The following is a 17598-nucleotide window of genomic DNA, read 5'->3' as shown; positions in this document are numbered from 1 at the left end:
GTCTACGAGGACGTGGCGGAGTTCCGTAGCGCGCTTCCGGCGACCGGCGCCCTCATGGGGCTTGACCTTGGAACGAAGACGATCGGCCTCGCCCTGTCGGACGGGCTGCGCGGCGTGGCGACCGCGATGCGCACGCACAAACGGACCAAGTTCGGCGTCGATGCGCAGGCCCTGCTCGCCGCGGGTGAGGAGCGGCAGGTCACCGGCATCGTGCTGGGGCTGCCGCGCAACATGGATGGCAGCGAGGGGCCGCGCGCGCAGTCCACTCGCGCTTTTGCCCGCAATCTCATGGGCTTGACGGAGTTGCCGATCACCTTCTGGGATGAACGGTTGTCCACCATCGCCGCAGAGCGGGCCCTTCTCGCCGCCGACGCCTCGCGCGCGCGCCGGGCCGAGGTGATCGACAGCGTCGCGGCCTCCTATATCCTGCAAGGCCTACTCGACCGGCTGCACCATATGGAGCATGACGATGAGCGATGACGTCTGGTCCCGGCCGGAGATCGAGAGCCCCTGCGTCCGGGTCTGCGTGCTCGACCCCGCAAGCGGGCTCTGCCTCGGCTGCCACCGCAGTCGCGATGAGATTGCAGGGTGGTCGCGCATGACACCCGAGCATCGGCGCGAGGTCATGGACGGTCTTTCGGCACGCGCCGCCCAGCAGACGCGGCGGCGGCGTGGCGGGCGAGCCGCACGTGTGACAAATGCCACAAAACCCCAACCGTGAGGCAAACTGCCTTTAAACGGCCTCAAGTTGTGGCCCATGATCGAGTTGATTCGAGGGGTACGTTTCTGGAGACGCCATGTTCTGGCCGGTGACACTTGCACTTGCCATCGCGTTCAGCGCGCTTGTCGTGACGGGCGTCATCGACACGGTTGCGGCCGAAACACAATTCGTACTGGCGCTCGTGCTGTGCACCACTGCAGCCGCGATTTCCCTCTACCGCAGCCATGTGAGGACGGGCCGGCTTCACGTTCAGCCCCTGCTTTGGGCTGTCATGGCGCTGGTGATCTCCGGTGCGTACAGCTTCCGCGAGCACGGCCGCCTCTTCGCGCTCTCCCTCCTGGAACAACCCGTCGAGATCGAGCCGAACGTCCCGAGCCTGCGCAACGAAGTCATGCTGATGCGCGCGTGGGACGGCCATTTCCGCGCCGTTGCAGACGTGAACGACACCCCGGTCGGGCTTCTGATCGACACCGGCGCCTCGCTGGTCCTGATCCGCTACGACGACGCCCGGCGTATCGGGATGCCGGACACCGATCTCGACTTCAACATGGCCGTCACGACGGCCAACGGCCGGTCTTTTGTGGCACCAGTCACGTTCGACGAGATCAGCATCGGCGGCGTCGTCGTCCGTGACGTCGAAGGCGCCGTCGCCCGCCCCGGTCAGCTTCACTCCAGCTTGTTGGGCATGTCCTTCATCGAACGCCTCGACGAAGTCGCCATTCGACGCGACCGCATCGTGCTGCGGAACTAGTTTCGTAGCTGAAGTTCGAATGCCACTGAGCAGTGGGAAAACGCGTGTTCACGATACGACGCCAGCTTACACGCGTTTGATTTAACCGGCGAAGCATGTTTTCCGGCAATCACTGCACGATAAATTCCGCATGAAGAGCTCCGGCAGCCTTGATGGCTTTCAGGATGTCGATCATGTCCCGCGGCGCGACGCCGAGCGCATTCAGCCCAGCGATTACCTCCGGCAACGTCACCGCGTCCTCGACTAGAGCGAGGCCAACGCCCTCCTCCTCTTCGATCCCCACCCGGGTCCTTGGCACCACGACAGTTTCGCCACCGTTCGTGAAAGGATTGGGCTGGATCGCAAGGGGCGCCTCCTCGACCCTCAACGTCAGATTTCCCTGGCTGACTGCGACGCGGGAGATGCGGACGTCGGCGCCGAGGACGATCGTTCCCGACCTCTGGTCGATCACGACCCTCGCACGCTGGTCTGGTTCGATCTCGAGGTTCTCCATCGTACTCACGAGCCGAGCCGGAGAGACGCTCTCGCTCAGGCTAATTTCAACAGTTCCGGGGTCGAGCATGCGTGCGGACCCTCGGCCCAGACGCCCGTTGATCGCCTCTTCAATCCTCGCCGCAGTGGTAAAATCGGGATTCCTCAACGACAATCGCAACCGCTGCATATCGTTGAAGACGAACGGAATCTCACGTTCAATCCGCGCGCCGGCGGGTATCGTGCCAGATGTCGGCACACCCAGTGTCACCGAAGCGGCATCACCCTCGGCACTGGCACCACCGGAAATGACCGCTCCCTGCGCGACGGCATAGATCTCGCCATCCGCAGCGTTGAGTGGCGTCATGATCAGCGTGCCCCCTAGCAGGCTGTCTGCATCGCCGATGGTCGAGACCGTAACGTCCATCAAGCTGCCGGTGCGCGCGAACGGTGGCAGGACACCTGTGACGAGCACTGCGGCAACGTTCTGCGGCCGGAACTGCTCACCGGAGACGTTGATGCCAAGCCTCTCCAGCAGATTGGCGAGCGCCTCCTCGGTGAAGGGCGTGTTGCGCAACGTGTCGCCGGTTCCGTCGAGGCCGACGACGAGGCCATAGCCCACCAAGTCGTTGCCCCGCACGCCCTCGAACTCTACGAGATCCTTGATCCGCGCGCGCTCTGCCAACACCGGGCTGGCCTGCAACATGCACATCGCGATTAGAACAAGAGCGCGAATCATCCGAGGTACCGCGTCAGAGACAGCTCGCTCATGCGGCGGGTCAGGACAAACAGCGTATCGAGTTGGTCCTGGTAAGCCTGGAGCCTCGATGCCGCCTCGTAGGGATCAACACCACCAAGAGCATCCCTTTCAAGTACAAGGGAAGTCTGCCGTGCCGCTCCACGGGCCTGCAATCGCTCACCCGTCTCTGCCGATCGGCCGACGCGGGCCTCGAGTGCTACGAGGGCGTCGGAGGACTGGCTGAGGGCGTCAAGGCCTGCATCCGCGAGTTCGCTGCGTTCAGCTGCATCGACGGGCAGCGTGGTGTCGGCGGCGAGCAAAGTCCCAACATATCCCTTGAGGAGCTCCGTAATGGCCGGGTCGAGCGCGGTCGGGTCGGATGGAAGCGGCTCCCCACTCGCCAGATTCAACGAAGCTGCCGGAGCACCGGCCCAGAGCGTGGTTTCCAGTCGCCCACCTGGACCGAAGTATGCCTCCAGTTCGGCGCTCGGATCAGCGGCAGCCCCAATCGATGCGGTGGCGTCGGCGAGCAGCGTTGCCGCATCGGGAAGAGGTGCGCGATCGGTCTGCGCGCCGGAAAAGACGGCACGATCCGCATACCGGGTGGAAAGTGCAGCCAACGTCCGATCGAGGCCATCGCGGGCGTCGATCAACGCGCTTTCGGTCAGGTCCGACTGACCGAGATCCCTTGCGCCAGCCAAGTCGATCGCTACGGTCCCGAGAGCCTGCCGCATCTCGGCAATGGCCTCGGTCTGCGCAGACCACCGGCCTGCTGCCAGGGTCAGCACGCGATCGTCCGCCTCGAGCCGAGCAAGACGGCTCTCGATACCATGAAGGCGTTCCGCGGCAGCGCCACCGAGGCCATAGGGCTTGGCCGAGCGGTTGCTGAGCAGTTCCTTCTGCGTTTGAATGATCTGGGACTGGACGCGTCCGGTGCCGGACCGGAGCGTCAGGAGATCGGCGAGGTCGCTGCGGGGTGTGACGGTCATCGCTTAGATCTCCAGAAGGGTGCGGATCATGCTGTCGACGGTGTCGAGCACGCGGGCATTCGCGGCGTACGCCGTCTCGATCTCCAGCAGAAGCTGCAGCTCCGCGTCGGTATCGACGCCGATTCGGCCGAGCTCGACGGTGCGGGCTGCCTCGAGGGTTGCGGTGCGGGCGGCGGCGTCCGTCTCGGCAGATGCGGCTTCGCTGCCCAAAGCTGCTGCGAAATGGATGGCGTGGTCGAGGATCGAGCGGGAGACGGGATCGCCGATCGTCGCGAGATCCGTGCCTTGTTGGCGAAGGCCTGCAGAGAGGGCTTGTAGGGTCGCTGCATCGCCGGGCGCGCCCGGTGCGGTGGCGCCGACGCCATCGCGAATCCGGTGGAGCCGTCCGCCTTGCGCCGGATCTACCACCGCGTTGACCTCGAGACGGCCTGCAAGACCAGTGGTGTCGAGCGGGTCATGCGCGACGTTTCCGTCACCCAGCAATGCGGCATCACCGGGCGCCCGGGTGACGTCCGCTGTTTCCAGTCGCGAGAGCAGGCCGGCGGCAAGCGTGTCGAGTTCTGCCGTGATGCGGGGCAGCGTGGTGTCGCGGAGGAACTGATCGGCAGCGAGGCCGCCGCCTGACAGCAGGCTACCGTTCTCCGATGGCGTCACGGGCTGTCCGTTGAACAGAACCTCGCCGAGAGTGCCATCGGTGACGTTCAGCGCCTCTGTCACGACGGGTGTCGGGGTGAATTCGAAACGGGCGGGGATGCCGTCCAGCAGCGCGGCGCCGTCGGGGGTGAAGAGCGCGATCTGGTCGTTGTCGCGACGAATGATGCGAACCGGCACGTGCAGGGCGACCTCGTCGACCAGGCCCGCGCGCTCCTGCTCCAGTGCGGAGACGTCGCGGCGCTGTGCCTTGCCGGCGGTGATCTCGCGGTTGAGCTTGTCGATACCCTCCAGCGCGCCGTTCAGGGCATCGACCCGCTCGCCGAGCCTTCGGTCGGCATCGGCGCGTGCCATGCGGAGGCCTTCGGACAGATCGCCGAAGGCGCTAGCCACATCCTGCGCGGCAGTCAGGACGTTTCGCTGGAGAGCCTCGTTCTCCGGCGTTGCTGCGGCTTCGTCGATGGAGGTCAGGAGCGCGGTCATCTGCGTGACCAGCCCGGTTTCCGCACCCGGATCGCCGAGGATGTCGCCGACTCGGGCGAGCGCGTCGGCGCCTGTCCGGGCCTGTTCCGCCGCACTGTCGGCCGACAGGCGGAGCGCCGTGGCGCCCGCGTCCCGGGCCACGACGACCTGGCCGGACGCCACGCCGCCGTCGAGTCGCGGAACGCGGTCGAGCTCCTGCCGCGCGTAGCCCGGTGTAAGCGCGTTGGCGACATTGGTGCTGACCAGTTCAGCGGCGCGCGCGTTGATGGCGAGGCCGGAGCGGGCGCTGGCAAGGGCGGCGGAAATGCTCATGACGGGCTCCTCTCAGGCGCCTCAGCGCTTGATATTGGTGGTTTCCTGAAGCATTTCGTCGACGGTCTGGATGATCTTCGCGTTCGACGAATAGGCCCGCTGCGTCTCGATCAGCGAGGTGAGCTCACCGGCGATGTCGGTCGTAGAATTCTCCCGCGCGAAGCCGATCGTGGTTCCGGTCGGACCGTCGCCGGCGTCCCAGAGGTACATCGAGCCGCTCTCGCTGGTCAGGGCGAACGCCTGATTGTCGAGGGCACGCAGGCCGTTCATGTTCGGAACGTCCGCCAGCGGCACCTGGTAGAGCGTGCGCGAAAAGCCGGTGTCGTAGATCGCCGTCATCAGCCCGTTCTCATCGATCTCAACCGAGGAGAGGTTGCCGACGGGAGCCCCATCCTTGGTGATCGCGATCGGCGCGAATTCGGAGGAGAGCTGCGTCAGCTGGCCGTCCTGGCCGGGCCGGCCGATCTGGATGGAGAGCGGGCCACCGCCCACGTTGATCGAGAGCAATCCCGTGGTCGCATCGTAGCTCTCGCCATTGAGCGGCGTGCCACCAGGGATGGAGACCGTATCGATGACGCCGCCACCGGTGCGGCTGTCGTCGAAAGTGATCTCGAAATGCGCCATCGGGTTGGTGGTCGACGCGCTGTCGCTCAGTTCAAGCGTCCACGTGTTCGACTGGCCCGTCCCCGGGATCGTCGGCGTGAAGGTCGCCGTCAGGGTCTCAGACGTGCCGAGGTTGCCGAAGTATTCGATGCCGACATTGAGCGGCGTCGCAGGCTCACCGGCCTTGGTTGCGGAGGCAGGCAGGTTGGCACCGAAGGAGATGTTGGTGGTGGCCTCGGCCGCAAGCTGCGCCGAGGTGACCCGCACCGGCTCAAGCCCCGCTGCGCTGTCGCGCGGCTGTGGCGGGATCGAGCCGTCGGCATTGGCGGGCCAGCCAAGCAGTGCGAGGCCGCTGGGCGTGCGCAGCACTCCGTTCACATCCGGCTCGAAGGACCCGGTGGAGACGAGTTGCAGCGGCAGGTCGCCCACCGCATCGAGCGCGGAGACCGGCGTGACCGGCAGCAGGCCGCGGCCGGAGATGGAGATGTCGGTGGCGTTGCCTGTCGTGACCAGGGAGCCCTGCGCCTCGACATTCCGGAACGTGTTCACCGTGACGCCGCCCGCGGTGTAGGCGGCGTTGTTCCCTTCCAGCGCGATGGACGCGAAATCCGTCTCCGCCGTCTTGTAGCCGAAGGTCGAGGAATTCGCGATGTTGTCGGAGATGGCGCCGAGCCGGCTGGCATTGACGGAGAGCCCGGCAACGCCGGCATTCATCGAGGAAGAGATGCTCACGATTGGATCCTTTCATCAGTCACGTGACGATGTCTGATCCCTCCATGCCCCATCCTCCCTTAAGGAATGCCTAATCCGACGCAATCATCGCGGCAGGTCGGTCCTGAGCACGGTGATCACCACGGTCGCGTCGCCTTGCGAGACCGTCGTCAGCCGTGCGATTCGCGGCGCCGGCAGCCCGCCGCTTTCAAGGAGGGCGCGCACGGCATCGGTGCGGGCGGCGCCCTCGCCCCAGCCCGTTCCGTCCTCGGGCAGGCGACCGGCAACGGCAACCGGATTGATGAGCAGCCGCAGGACGGAGCCCACGAGATCGCTCAGCGCGATCAGCCGCGGCGTCGGCGCATTATCCCTAAAAAGCGGCATATCTTCCCGGTCGAGCAGTTCGATCACGAGCCCCTCGTCGGTCATGCGGGTGTTCACATGCTCCAGCAGATCGTCGGCGAAACGGGCCTCGCCGGCCGTCGCGCGCAGCATGTCATTGACCGTTTCGAGCCCGGCGCCGCCGGGGCCGGTGCCGGTGTCACCGCCCTCGACGGGGACGGAACCGGTGTCGCCGCGGGCGGCGTTCTCCTCAGTCGGATGCCGGCTGGTCGCCCCCTTGCCATTGTGGGCCAGCGTCTCCTCCGTCAGGACACTGTCGCCGCCCAGCGCCCCGTCGCCGCCACCCGATGTCGCACTGATGGAGATCGTGGGCGTGAAGTACTCGGCCAGCGCCATGCGCTGCTCGTCCGTCGTCGCGTTCAGGAGCCACATCAGCAGGAAGAACGCCATCATCGCGGTCACGAAGTCCGCGTAGGCGACCTTCCACGCGCCGCCGTGGTGCTCATGCCCGCCGGACACCTTCTTGCGCTTGATGATGATGGGCGCTGCGTCGTTCTTGGCCATGGTCGGGGCTCCTGTGTGTTCGAGGGTCGAACGTCCCGGCTGGCCGACGGCTCCCTGCGATATGCGGGGCATTTTATGCGGTGCCACAGGTCAACGTTGCGTTAAGGCTCCACGGTTAATGGTGCGGCAAGACCAGCCGGAGGCCCGAATGCCGCGCGATAGCGTCCTTGCCCAGAAACTCTCCACGCGCCCGCCGCGGCGCACGCCCCTGCCGCAGCTCGATGACATCGCGGCGAACTTCGCCGCGGCGATGGAACGCTCGGCGCGCTCGCTGTTCCGTTCCACAGTGGGCGCGATCATCACGGGCACCGATATCCGGCCGCTGACGCGGGTGGCCGAAGACGTGCCGATCCCTGCCATGCTCGGGATTGCGCCGATGCCGGGCATGCAGAGTGCGGCGATGGTGAACGTGAGCTCCGATCTCGTTTACCACATCGTCGATTTGCGCATGGGCGGCGACCCGCAACAGGCGCCGGTGCCGACCGCGCGCAGCTTCACCGCGATCGACATGGCGCTGAGCGAAGCCTTCGTGGCCGCGGCGATCGAGTGCTTCCTGAGCGCGATCGAGACCGCGCTCGGCGCCCCGCTCGAGCGGCGTATGGAACTCTCACATCTGGAGCAGAACATCACCCAGGTGCGGCTGGCCGCGAACAATGCGGACGTGCTGGTGATCGCCATGAACCTCGATATCGGCGAGGCGGCGCGCAACGCAGATTTCGAGCTGGTGATCCCGCTCGCCGTGCTCGACGCCTTACAGGCGAGCCGCGGGGACGACACCGCGCAGCAGCGCGACCAGCATGCGGACCTGTGGCGCAGTCATATGCGGCAAGTCGCGCGGGAGACGGAGATCGACGTCAGCGCCCTGCTCCACCGTATGAACGTACCGGTGCGCGAGCTCGAGGCGTGGGAGCCCGGCACGCTCCTCACCTTCCCGCGCAGCGCGTTGGAGGAGATGGAGCTGCTGATCGGCGAGCCGTCGAGCGCGGTTCCGCTCGGCACCGCGCGGCTCGGCGGCAGCAGCGGGCAAAAGGTGGTGAAGCTCACAGACGACATGCTGCCGGAGGTGCATGCCTACCTGTCGCAGAACCTGTGAGGAACCGATGACCGAAACCGCATTCTCAGATGATGTTTCGATTTTCTTGCCAAACGAAACATCGCCAGTCTACGGTCCTCCCGGCAGGAGGCGCGGAGACGGGATGGACATCGCCACGCGACAGTCGAGGATCTTCGCGATGCTCAACGCGTCGGGCCGCGTCGCCGTGGCGAGCCTCAGCGACCAGTTCGGCACCTCGGAGCAGACGATCCGCAAGGACCTGCGCACGCTGGAGCGGGCCGGCAAGGCGGTGCGTGTCCATGGCGGCGCGGTGCGGGCGCCGGCGGTGGACTATATCGACTACGAGCACCGCAAGCTGATCGCTGCCCCGCAGAAGGCCGCGATCGGACGGATTTGCGCGCGGCTGATTCCCGACGGGGCGACCGTTTTCATCAATGCCGGGACGACGACGGAGCAGGCGGCGCTCGCCCTGCGCGATCACGCAGGCCTGCGTGTCATCACCGACAATGTGGGCCTGTCCGACAAGCTGCGCGCGTTTCCCGGCGTGGAGGTTCTGATCGCGGGCGGCCGCGTGCGCTCCAGCGACGGGGCCATCGTGGGTGAGCAGGCCGTGAGCTTCATCCGGCAGTTCCGCGTCGACTTCGCGCTGATCGGTGCCGCGGCGATCGAGGAGGACGGTGCGCTCCTCGACCACGACCTGAGGGAGGCACAGGTTGCCACCGCGATCATCGAGACGGCGCGCCATGTGATCCTTTCCGCGGACCACACCAAGTTCGGGCGGACGGCGCCGGTCTGCATCGGCCAGATCGGCCAGATGAACAGCGTCGTGACCGACCGCACACCTCCTCCGGCAGCAGCCGCGATCTGCGCCGCGCACGACGTTCGTGTCCTGACGCCCTGACGCCGCGACGGCCATTTTCCTTGACACTGGGTTTCGGATCACCAAGCATTTGAACCCAATCGGCGCCGCCAGAGCGTCAGCAAGAAGGCGGCTCAAGATGCCGCCGCGGGGAGAATGTCGCCTTGGGAGCACTCATGGCACTGCTGCGCGGGCTGATGGCCGTGAACTCGGTGCTGCTGCGCGTCGGGCGAACGATCGCTTGGGTCGCGATCGGGATCATGGTGCTGATCATCCTCTACCAGGTCGTCATGCGCTACGCGTTCAACGCGGCGCCCAACTGGACCGAGGAGTTCGCACGCTTCCTCATGCTGTGGATGACCGGGCTGATCGCCCCGTCGGCCTACCGCTGGGGCGGCTTCGTCTCGATCGACATGGCGGTGCGCACCCTGCCCCGCATCCCGGCGGCGATCCTGTCGCTGCTCCTCCTGATGCTCGCCATGACGGTGCTCATCGTCGGCGCCATGATCGGCTGGAGCGAGGTCACGGGCTTTTCCGGCAGCTTCACCACCGGCTCGCTCTACACCTTCGTGTTCCCGAGCCTGTCGGAGGGCGTGACCTTCGGCTGGGACAAGATGCCGAGGTCGCACATGATGGCCTCCTTGCTGGTGGGCATGTGGCTGCTGGTCCTCGTGAACACCGAGCTGGTGCTGAAGTCGCTGATCGCACTCTTCGATCCGGACCGGAAGCTGCCGCAGGACACGGCGATGATCGCGGCAGGGGCGGAATAGATGCTGGTCTGGTTCCTGCCGCTGTTCCTGCTGTTCCTGATGCTGGGCCTGCCGGTCTTCTTCGGCCTGCTTGCCTCGCCCGGCTTGCTGATCTGGTGGGATGCGCTGGCCAACGACAATCCGCGTTTCATGCGGGACATCACGCTGCTCTATCGAAACGTCTACAACGGCATGGACTCCACGCCGCTGATGGCGATCCCGTTCTTCATGCTGGCGGGCGAGATGATGAACCGCGGCGGCATCACGCACCGGCTGGTGGAGTTCAGCCAGGCGCTGATGGGCCATTTCCGTGGCGGGCTCAGCCACGTGAACGTACTGAGCTCGATGCTCTTTGCCGGCATGTCGGGCTCTGCTGTCGCCGACACCTCCGCGCTCGGCTCCATGCTGATCCCGGCGATGGAAAAGCAGGGCTACAGCCGCAAGTTCGCGGCCGCGATCACCGCCGCGTCCTCGGTCATCGGGCCGATCATCCCGCCCTCGGGCATCATGATCATCTACGCCTACGTGATGGAGGTCAGCGTCGCCGATCTCTTCGCCGCGGGTCTCGTGCCCGGCATCATGGTCGGCCTCGGGCTGATGCTGGTCACCAAGATCATGGCGGACAAGTACGACTTCCCCGCCGCCTCCGAACGCGCGACATGGAAGGAAAAGGGGCAGGCGAGCCTCAAGGCGTTCTTCCCGCTGCTCACGCCCGTCATCATCCTCGGCGGGATCCTCGGCGGGATCGCCACGCCCACCGAAGCGTCGGCCATCGCGGCCTTCTATGCGCTGATCGTGAGCCTCTTCGTGCTGCGCTCGATGAGTTGGTCGGATATCCCGGATGTGCTGAAGCGTGCCGCCCTCGCCTCCGCCGTCGTGCTCCTGCTGGTGGGCGCGGCGATGGCGTTCAAGACGGTGGTGAGCCTGTCGCGTGCGCCCGAGAGCATGGCCGATTTCGTGCTCAGCCTGTCGAGCAATCCGCTGATCCTGCTCTTCCTCATCAACATCCTGCTCTTCATCGTGGGCATGTTCCTCGATGCAGGCCCTGCGATCATCATCCTCGGCCCGATCCTCGGTCCGATCTTTGTGGAGATGGGCGTCGATCCGATCCACTTCGCCATCATCATGAGCGTGAACCTGACCGTGGGGCTCGCGACGCCGCCCATGGGGCTCGTGCTCTTCGTGGCCTCCTCCGTCTCGGGCGAGAGGGTCGAGACGATCTCCAAGGCCATTCTTCCCTTCCTCGCCGTCGAGGTCGCGGTGATCTTCCTGATCACATACGTCCCGGCGATTTCGCTGACCCTGCCGCGCCTGCTGGGCTATGCCGGGTAGGCGGGCGATGAGGCAAAGACAGATCCGTTCAACAGGAGGAACACGACACATGAAATTCACTCAGGGACTGAAGTCGCTGATGCTGGCGGCGGTGCTGGGCAGCACGGCGCTGGGTGCGGCCGCACAGGAATACACCCTGCGCGCCACGGCGAACTCCAACGAGAACGACGAGGATTACGACGGCCTCGTCGTGTTCAAGAACTTCGTCGAGAGCGCCTCGAACGGCGCGATCGAGGTCGAGCTCTTCATCGGCACGCAGCTCTGCTCGAACGGGGCGGAGTGTCTGCAGGGCGTCGCGGACGGCTCCATCGACATCTACATCTCCACTTCCGGCGGGGCTGCGGGCATCTTCCCTTACGTGCAGGTCCTCGACCTTCCGTACCTGATGCAGAACGACCGCGTGGCCGAGGCCGTGATGCAGGGCGATTTCGTCCGCACCATGCGCGACATGGCGCTGGAGGATAGCGGCGACGCGATCCGGCTCATGACGATCGGCAATACCGGCGGCTGGCGCAACTTCGCCAACACGGAGCGTCGGATCGCAGCGCCCGAGGACATGGAAGGGCTCAAGATCCGCACCGTGGTCGCCGACCTGCCGCAGGAGCTGGTGCGCGCCCTCGGCGCCTCGCCCACCCCGATCCCATGGCCGGAGCTCTTCACCTCCTTCCAGACCGGTGTCGTGGAAGGCTCCAAGAACGGCATCACCGACATCATGGGCATGAAGTTCCCGGATGCGGGCCTGCAGTACCTCACGCTCGACGGCCACGCCTACATGGGTGCTCTGTGGTTCATGAACAACGAGGTGTTCCTCTCGATGCCCGAGGAGCTGCGCCGCGTCGTGGTCGACGGCTTCTACGCGCTGCAGCAGGCTACGTTCGCCTCGCCGAAGCGCAAGTCGATCGAGGCCTACGAGGCGTTCGTGGCCGGTGGCGGTGACCTCTACGTCCCGACGCCGGAGGAGAAGGCCGCCTTCGCCGCGGCCGCCGAGCCGGTCTACACCTGGTTCGAGGAGAATGTGGACCGCGGCCCCGAAGTGCTCGCCGCCCTGCGCGAAGCCGTGGCCGAGGCGGAGGCCGAGATCAATGCCGGGCTCGAAGCCGATCTGAACTGAGCCCCGCGCTCTGCATGCAACCGGACGGGGCGGCGCGGGCCGCCCCGTTTCACGACAGCCCCGCGCCTACCGGAACGGATAGAGCCAGGGCTTGTAGTCATCGACCATCACAAGGGCCTGCTCGATTTGTTCCGGCGTCATTTTCTTCACCACTTCCTCGAGGGAGATCGCCGCGTCCGGATCGCCGCCGATGGCGCTGAGCGTGTACCACATGTAAGCGCGCACCAGGTCGACCGGCGTGCCGCGCCCGACCTCGTAGTACCAGCCGATGCCCGACTGCGCGCCCGGATGCCCCTTCATGGCGGAGCGCAGGTACCAGTCGAAGGCGCGCATGTCATCGCGCTCGACGCCGAGGCCCATGGCGTACATCACCCCGATCAGTTCCTCCGCATCGGCGTTGCCGGCACGGGCCGCGGGCAGGAACTCGGCCATCGCCTCCTCAAAGCGCCCCTCCTCCATCAGGTCGCGGCCGCGCTCGATCTCGGCGAAAAGCGGGCTCGCGGCGAGCATGGCGCCCATCAGGGCGGCGCGAAACAGGGGCATCGTGGTCTCCTCCGGTCTGTGGCCCGAGCCTGCCGTCTGCCTCGCGTGGCCTCAACCCTGATCCTGAGCGCGGGCACCGCCGCGGCGCAGGTGCCGATCGATCCGGCGGATTATGTGCCTGCCGATCCCGCGCAGGCGGAGATCGGGCGGCTGCTCTTCTTCGACCCGATCCTGTCGGGCAACCGCAACATCGCGTGCGCGACCTGCCACCACCACGATTTCGCGGGCGGCGACGGCCTGCCGCTCGGCATCGGCGAGGGCGGCGAGGGGCTGGGGACCGAGCGCGTGGCATTGGCCGAAACGCCCGTTGAAAAGCGGGTGCCCCGCAATGCACCCGCCCTCTTCAACCTCGGGCATACCAGCGTCGAGGTGCTGTTCCACGACGGACGGCTGAGCGTGTCGGAGCTCTACGGCAACGGCTTCAACTCCCCGGCGGAGGAATGGCTGCCCCAGGGCCTCGACAACATCGTGGCCGCCCAGGCGCTGTTCCCGCTCACCTCCGAAGTCGAGATGGCCGGCAGTCCGGAGGAGAACGAGGTCGCAGGCGCCGCCTATGATCGCATCGACAACGTCTGGCCGATCCTCGCCAAGCGCGTGCGGATCATCCCGGAATACGGCGACGCCTTCGTCGCGGCCTTCGACCATATCGAGACGTCGGAGCAGGTGACGATCGTCGAGATCGCCAACGCCCTCGCCGCCTTCATCACGCTGGAATGGCGCAGTCATGACAGCCCCTATGACCGCTTCCTCGCGGGCGACGAGGCTGCGCTGAGCGAGGCGCAGCGCCGCGGCCTCGACCTCTTCTTTGGCGAGGCGGGCTGTGCGGCCTGCCATTCTGGGCCGCTTCTGACCGATCAGCAGTTCCACGCGTTGGCGCTCCCCCATTTCGGCCCAGGCCGCACCCGCCGCTTCGACCCTTACGCCCGCGACGTCGGCCGGATGGGCGAGAGCGACCGGCTGGAGGATGCCTACCGCTTCCGCACGCCGAGCTTGCGCAACGTCGCGCTGACCGCGCCCTACGGCCACAACGGCGCCTACGCGACGCTGGAGGGGATCGTGCGCCATCACCTCGATCCGCAAGCGTCGTTTGACGAGTGGGCGGAGGACGCGGTGGCCCTACCCGATATCCCATGGGTCGCGGGCGGCGACTTCCTGAGCTTCCAGGACAGCCGTGAGCGGGCGCGCCTGCGGTCGGCCGTCGATCTGGAGCCCCTCGAACTCAGCGAGGACGCCATCGCCGACATCCTCTCCTTCCTAAACGCCCTGACCGGCGAGACGGCGCTCACGGGACGGCTTGGCCCGCCCGAGGCCGTACCCTCCGGCCTGCCGGTGGAGGTGCGCAGATGATGCAGATCCTTGTCGCGGGCCAGGCCGTCGTCGACTTCATCTTCGAGGTCGACACCCTGCCGACCGAGCCCGAGAAGTACCGCGCCCGCGGCGCGCGCATCGTCGGCGGCGGCTGTGCCGCTAACGCCGCGGTCGCGATCTCCCGCCTCGACGGCCGGGCCCATCTCGCCGCCCGACTGGCGGAGGATCCCGTTGGCCAGCTCATCATCGCAGAGCTGCAGCGGGAGCGTGTGGGCACCTACCTGACCACCAAGATCCAGGGCGCCTCATCCTCCTACTCCTCCGTCTACATCGACAGGGCGGGCGAGCGGCAGATCATGAACTTCCGCGGCGACGGCCTGCCCGACGAGCCCGACTGGAGCCTGCCCGCCATCGACGCCGCACTCGCCGACACCCGCTGGGCCGAGGGCGCCATCGCCGCCATGAAGGCCGCGCGGGACGCCGACGTGCCCGGCGTGATGGACGCCGAAGCGCCCGTGGTTCGAGAGGCGTTGGAGATTGCCTCCCACGTCGCCTTCTCCCGCCAGGGCCTCGACGAGTTCCTGCCCGACGGCACGGTGGAGGAGCGGCTGGAGCTTGCCGCGAGCCTCCTCGGCGGCTGGGTCTGCGTGACCGACGGTGCGCAGGGCGTGACCTGGCGGCAGGGTGACGAGGGCGGGCACGTCCCCGCCTTCGAGGTGGACGTGGTCGACACGCTGGGCGCCGGGGATGTCTGGCACGGCGCCTTCACCCTCGCGCTGGCCGAGGGGCGCGGCGAGCTGGCCGCGATGCGCTTTGCCAACGCGGCCGCCGCGATCAAATGCACCCGTCCGGGGGGCCGCGCGGGCAGCCCGACGCGGGACGAGACCGACAGCTTTCTTCAGGAGAACCTGCATGCAATTGACGCCCGGTAAGCTTTGGGGGATGCGCCGGATGGCCGACGCGTCGGGCCGCTTCCGCATGACCGCCGTGGACCAGCGCCCGCCGATCAAGGGCCCGATCGCCAAGCATCACAGCGTGGATGAGGCCCCGTGGGAGGAGGTCGCGAAGTTCAAGACGCTGCTGATCGAGACCCTTCAGGGCGAGAGCTCCGCCATGCTGCTCGATCCACATTACGCGATCCCGATGGGGCTGGACGCCTATGACCCCGCGAAGGGCCTGATCGTGACGCTGGAGGACAGCCTGTTTCAAGAGACGCCGGGCGGTCGCCTGTCCTCCGAAATCGACGACTGGTCCGTGGGCAAGATCCGGCGGATGGGCGGCGACGCAGTCAAGGTGCTCGCCTGGTACCGGCCCGATGCCTCCCCCGACGTGCTACAGGCGCAGAAGGATTTCACCAAGCGCATCGGCGAGGCCTGCGCGAGGTACGACATCCCCTATCTTTTTGAATTGCTGGTTTACCCGCTGGCGGGCGACGCGCACCAGACCACCGACTATGTCGAGCAACAGGGAAAGAAGGCGGACCACGTCCTGGAATCGGTCGAGGAGTTCGCGAAGCCCGATTACGGCGTCGACGTCTTCAAGCTGGAAAGCCCGGTGAATGCCTCCGACGTGCCGGAGCATGACGGCGAGATTCAAAAGCTTTTCGACGAGATGGGCCGCCTCGCCGGTCGCCCCTGGGTCATGCTGAGTGCGGGCGCGGGCAAGGCCGCCTTCCGCAACGTGCTCGCCCACGCCTATCGCGCCGGGGCGTCTGGGTATCTCGCGGGCCGCGCGATCTGGCTGGAGGCCTTCGGGCACTACCCGGACTGGGACCGGATGCGCGCCGATCTGGAGGGCGACGCGGTCGCCTACATGCGCGGGCTCAACGAGTTGACCAGCGCCGAGGCGATGCCGTGGCACGACCACCCGTGTTTCGGCGGCGAGACCGGGTTTTTGCCCGCCGATGCCAGCTTCCGGCACGGCTACGAGGACATCTGATGGCCCGCATCGGCATATTGCCCCTGGGCCGCCCCACCTTCGACGTGCCCTTCGCGGAGGAGAAGCTGGTGGGCATGCTCGCGGCGCTGGACGCGACCGGGCACGAGGTGGTCGGCCCGCGCGCCCTGCTCTTCGATGCGGAAGCGACGATGGCGGCGCTGGATGATCTGGCGGCAGCGAGCATCGACCAGTTCCTGATCCTGCAGGTCACCTTCACCGACGCCTCGATGACCGTGGCCGCTGCGAACCGCTTCGCCGACGTGCCGCTGTCGATCTGGGCCGTGCCGGAGCCGCGGCTGGGCGGCCGACTCAGGCTCAACGCCTTCTGCGGGCTGAACCTCGCAAGCCACGCGCTCGGCCTGAACGACCGCGCTTTCGGGTGGCTCTACGCGGAACCGGATGGTGCGGGGCTCGACGATCTGCTCGCCGGGCAACGGGCGAGCGGGCGGCTTAAGGCGCAGCCGGTACCGGCGACCGCATCCCCCACCGCCGAGGCCCTGAAAGGCCGCCGCATCGGCCGGATCGGCGCTCATCCCGACGGGTTCGACACCTGCGCCTACGATGCCGAGGCCCTGCGCGGCCTGACCGGCGTCGAGGTGGAGGCGCTGGAACTCGACACCCTTTTCGACACCGCCCGCGCCGTCGATGACACCGCCGCCACAGCTCTGCGCGCCGAGGCCGACGCCCGGCTCGACGGCCTAGCTGAGGTCGATCAGACCGAGCTCGACCGCTCGCTGCGGCTGAAACTCGCCCTCGACCAGCTCCGGACCGACCGTAAGTTCGACGCCTTCGCCATCCGCTGTTGGCCCGAGACCTTCACCGAATATGGCGGTGCGGTCTGCGGCCCGGTCTCGATGCTCGGCGAGGCGCGCGTGCCCTGCGCCTGCGAGGCCGACGTCTACGGCGCCGTCACGCAGATGATGTTGCAGGAGGCCGCGGACGCGCCCGTCTTCCTGGTCGATCTCGTGGACATGGACAGCGCGGACAACACCGGCGTCGTCTGGCATTGCGGGCAGGCCCCGGCCTCGATGGCCGCGGCCCACCCCACCGCGACCATTCACACCAACCGCAAGATGCCGCTGCTCTACGAGTTCGCGCTGAAGCCCGGCCGCGTCACCTTCGTCCGCCTCTCCCAGGCCCATGGTGAGACCAAGCTGATCCTGAGCGGTGGCGAGGTGCTCGACCGGCCCATGGCCTTCACCGGCACCTCGGGCGTCGTCCGCTTCGACAGGCCCGCAGACGAGACGCTTGCGAACGTCATCGACAGCGGCCTCGAACACCACATGGCGCTCGCCTATGGCGATCACCGCGCCGCACTTATCGAGATGGCAGGTGCGCTCGGCCTGCCCGTTCTGGAGATCTGAGCC

At 66.9% G+C, this 17598-nt stretch carries 18 protein-coding genes; 12 read left to right on the top strand and 6 right to left on the bottom strand.

Features of this window, described 5'->3' with window-relative positions:
• Positions 1–54 precede the first annotated feature (54 nt).
• The 3 genes from ruvX (at position 55) to I0K15_RS15085 (ending at position 1472) form a co-directional block, all read left to right on the top strand.
• Positions 55–480, top strand: a complete 426-nt coding sequence (ruvX, locus tag I0K15_RS15095; protein WP_230374411.1) for a Holliday junction resolvase RuvX — start codon at positions 55–57, stop codon at positions 478–480.
• Positions 470–721 (top strand): DUF1289 domain-containing protein, encoded by a 252-nt coding sequence (locus I0K15_RS15090; RefSeq protein WP_196102325.1) that lies wholly within the window; start codon positions 470–472, stop codon positions 719–721. The genes ruvX and I0K15_RS15090 overlap by 11 nt, the downstream gene beginning before the upstream one ends.
• A gap of 76 nt (positions 722–797) precedes the next feature.
• Positions 798–1472, top strand: coding sequence for a retropepsin-like aspartic protease family protein (locus I0K15_RS15085; RefSeq protein WP_196102324.1), 675 nt, complete (start codon positions 798–800; stop codon positions 1470–1472).
• A 109-nt stretch (positions 1473–1581) separates the two neighbouring features.
• Here I0K15_RS15085 and I0K15_RS15080 read toward each other — a convergent pair whose 3' ends face one another.
• The 5 genes from I0K15_RS15080 to I0K15_RS15060 form a co-directional block, all read right to left on the bottom strand.
• Entirely contained in the window at positions 1582–2649 is a 1068-nt protein-coding gene (locus tag I0K15_RS15080) for a flagellar basal body P-ring protein FlgI (RefSeq protein ID WP_230374144.1), read from the bottom strand.
• A 29-nt stretch (positions 2650–2678) separates the two neighbouring features.
• Positions 2679–3671 (bottom strand): hypothetical protein, encoded by a 993-nt coding sequence (locus I0K15_RS15075; RefSeq protein WP_196102322.1) that lies wholly within the window; start codon positions 3669–3671, stop codon positions 2679–2681.
• A gap of 3 nt (positions 3672–3674) precedes the next feature.
• Entirely contained in the window at positions 3675–5117 is a 1443-nt protein-coding gene (gene flgK, locus I0K15_RS15070) for a flagellar hook-associated protein FlgK (RefSeq protein WP_196102321.1), read from the bottom strand.
• A gap of 21 nt (positions 5118–5138) precedes the next feature.
• Positions 5139–6452, bottom strand: coding sequence for a flagellar hook protein FlgE (locus I0K15_RS15065; protein ID WP_196102320.1), 1314 nt, complete (start codon positions 6450–6452; stop codon positions 5139–5141).
• Positions 6453–6536: 84 nt separating this feature from the next.
• Entirely contained in the window at positions 6537–7337 is an 801-nt protein-coding gene (locus I0K15_RS15060; RefSeq protein ID WP_196102319.1) for a flagellar motor protein MotB, read from the bottom strand.
• Between the two features lie 148 nt (positions 7338–7485).
• Here I0K15_RS15060 and I0K15_RS15055 point away from each other — a divergent pair, with 148 nt between their 5' ends.
• The 5 genes from I0K15_RS15055 (at position 7486) to I0K15_RS15035 (ending at position 12442) form a co-directional block, all read left to right on the top strand.
• A complete protein-coding gene (locus tag I0K15_RS15055) occupies positions 7486–8430 on the top strand; it encodes a FliM/FliN family flagellar motor switch protein (RefSeq protein WP_196102318.1) in 945 nt (314 codons plus the stop codon).
• 103 nt (positions 8431–8533) lie between these two features.
• Complete coding sequence (locus I0K15_RS15050; RefSeq protein WP_196102317.1) at positions 8534–9292, top strand: DeoR/GlpR family DNA-binding transcription regulator; 759 nt, start codon at positions 8534–8536, stop codon at positions 9290–9292.
• A 134-nt stretch (positions 9293–9426) separates the two neighbouring features.
• Complete coding sequence (locus I0K15_RS15045) at positions 9427–10020, top strand: TRAP transporter small permease (protein ID WP_230374143.1); 594 nt, start codon at positions 9427–9429, stop codon at positions 10018–10020.
• Positions 10021–11331, top strand: a complete 1311-nt coding sequence (locus I0K15_RS15040; protein ID WP_196102315.1) for a TRAP transporter large permease — start codon at positions 10021–10023, stop codon at positions 11329–11331.
• 49 nt (positions 11332–11380) lie between these two features.
• Positions 11381–12442 carry a TRAP transporter substrate-binding protein gene (locus tag I0K15_RS15035; RefSeq protein WP_196102314.1) on the top strand — a complete coding sequence of 354 codons (1062 nt, stop codon included), beginning with the start codon at positions 11381–11383 and terminating at the stop codon, positions 12440–12442.
• Positions 12443–12508: 66 nt separating this feature from the next.
• Here I0K15_RS15035 and I0K15_RS15030 read toward each other — a convergent pair whose 3' ends face one another.
• Positions 12509–12985: a tetratricopeptide repeat protein gene (locus tag I0K15_RS15030; protein WP_196102313.1), complete on the bottom strand. Its 477-nt coding sequence runs from the start codon at positions 12983–12985 to the stop codon at positions 12509–12511.
• A 45-nt stretch (positions 12986–13030) separates the two neighbouring features.
• Here I0K15_RS15030 and I0K15_RS15025 point away from each other — a divergent pair, with 45 nt between their 5' ends.
• Genes I0K15_RS15025 through I0K15_RS15010 form a run of 4 tightly spaced genes read left to right on the top strand, consistent with a single transcriptional unit; the run spans position 13031 to position 17595 of the window.
• Positions 13031–14332, top strand: coding sequence for a cytochrome-c peroxidase (locus I0K15_RS15025; RefSeq protein WP_230374142.1), 1302 nt, complete (start codon positions 13031–13033; stop codon positions 14330–14332).
• On the top strand, positions 14329–15225 hold the full coding sequence (locus I0K15_RS15020; protein ID WP_196102312.1) for a PfkB family carbohydrate kinase: 897 nt from the start codon (positions 14329–14331) through the stop codon (positions 15223–15225). Before I0K15_RS15025 ends, I0K15_RS15020 begins: the two co-directional genes overlap by 4 nt.
• Positions 15206–16231: a tagatose 1,6-diphosphate aldolase gene (locus I0K15_RS15015; protein WP_196102311.1), complete on the top strand. Its 1026-nt coding sequence runs from the start codon at positions 15206–15208 to the stop codon at positions 16229–16231. Before I0K15_RS15020 ends, I0K15_RS15015 begins: the two co-directional genes overlap by 20 nt.
• Positions 16231–17595 carry an L-fucose/L-arabinose isomerase family protein gene (locus tag I0K15_RS15010; RefSeq protein ID WP_196102310.1) on the top strand — a complete coding sequence of 455 codons (1365 nt, stop codon included), beginning with the start codon at positions 16231–16233 and terminating at the stop codon, positions 17593–17595. Before I0K15_RS15015 ends, I0K15_RS15010 begins: the two co-directional genes overlap by 1 nt.
• Positions 17596–17598 lie beyond the last annotated feature (3 nt).

It is taken from the genome of Pontivivens ytuae, from assembly GCF_015679265.1.
GTDB lineage: Bacteria > Pseudomonadota > Alphaproteobacteria > Rhodobacterales > Rhodobacteraceae > Pontivivens > Pontivivens ytuae.
The sequence above is the reverse complement of the archived record's forward strand: the minus strand, read 5'-3'. Positions and strand labels throughout refer to the sequence as shown.

Bases quoted from the DNA above. Each gene is read 5' to 3' on its own strand.
- I0K15_RS15040 (WP_196102315.1), top strand. From the start codon at position 10,021: ATGCTGGTCTGGTTCCTGCCGCTGTTCCTGCTGTTCCTGATGCTGGGC.
- I0K15_RS15035 (WP_196102314.1), top strand. From the start codon at position 11,381: ATGAAATTCACTCAGGGACTGAAGTCGCTGATGCTGGCGGCGGTGCTG.
- I0K15_RS15075 (WP_196102322.1), bottom strand. From the start codon at position 3,671: ATGACCGTCACACCCCGCAGCGACCTCGCCGATCTCCTGACGCTCCGG.
- flgK (WP_196102321.1), bottom strand. From the start codon at position 5,117: ATGAGCATTTCCGCCGCCCTTGCCAGCGCCCGCTCCGGCCTCGCCATC.
- I0K15_RS15055 (WP_196102318.1), top strand. From the start codon at position 7,486: ATGCCGCGCGATAGCGTCCTTGCCCAGAAACTCTCCACGCGCCCGCCG.
- I0K15_RS15030 (WP_196102313.1), bottom strand. From the start codon at position 12,985: ATGCCCCTGTTTCGCGCCGCCCTGATGGGCGCCATGCTCGCCGCGAGC.
- I0K15_RS15015 (WP_196102311.1), top strand. From the start codon at position 15,206: ATGCAATTGACGCCCGGTAAGCTTTGGGGGATGCGCCGGATGGCCGAC.
- I0K15_RS15060 (WP_196102319.1), bottom strand. From the start codon at position 7,337: ATGGCCAAGAACGACGCAGCGCCCATCATCATCAAGCGCAAGAAGGTG.
- I0K15_RS15090 (WP_196102325.1), top strand. From the start codon at position 470: ATGAGCGATGACGTCTGGTCCCGGCCGGAGATCGAGAGCCCCTGCGTC.
- I0K15_RS15010 (WP_196102310.1), top strand. From the start codon at position 16,231: ATGGCCCGCATCGGCATATTGCCCCTGGGCCGCCCCACCTTCGACGTG.
- I0K15_RS15020 (WP_196102312.1), top strand. From the start codon at position 14,329: ATGATGCAGATCCTTGTCGCGGGCCAGGCCGTCGTCGACTTCATCTTC.
- I0K15_RS15085 (WP_196102324.1), top strand. From the start codon at position 798: ATGTTCTGGCCGGTGACACTTGCACTTGCCATCGCGTTCAGCGCGCTT.
- ruvX (WP_230374411.1), top strand. From the start codon at position 55: ATGGGGCTTGACCTTGGAACGAAGACGATCGGCCTCGCCCTGTCGGAC.
- I0K15_RS15080 (WP_230374144.1), bottom strand. From the start codon at position 2,649: ATGTTGCAGGCCAGCCCGGTGTTGGCAGAGCGCGCGCGGATCAAGGAT.
- I0K15_RS15050 (WP_196102317.1), top strand. From the start codon at position 8,534: ATGGACATCGCCACGCGACAGTCGAGGATCTTCGCGATGCTCAACGCG.
- I0K15_RS15045 (WP_230374143.1), top strand. From the start codon at position 9,427: ATGGCACTGCTGCGCGGGCTGATGGCCGTGAACTCGGTGCTGCTGCGC.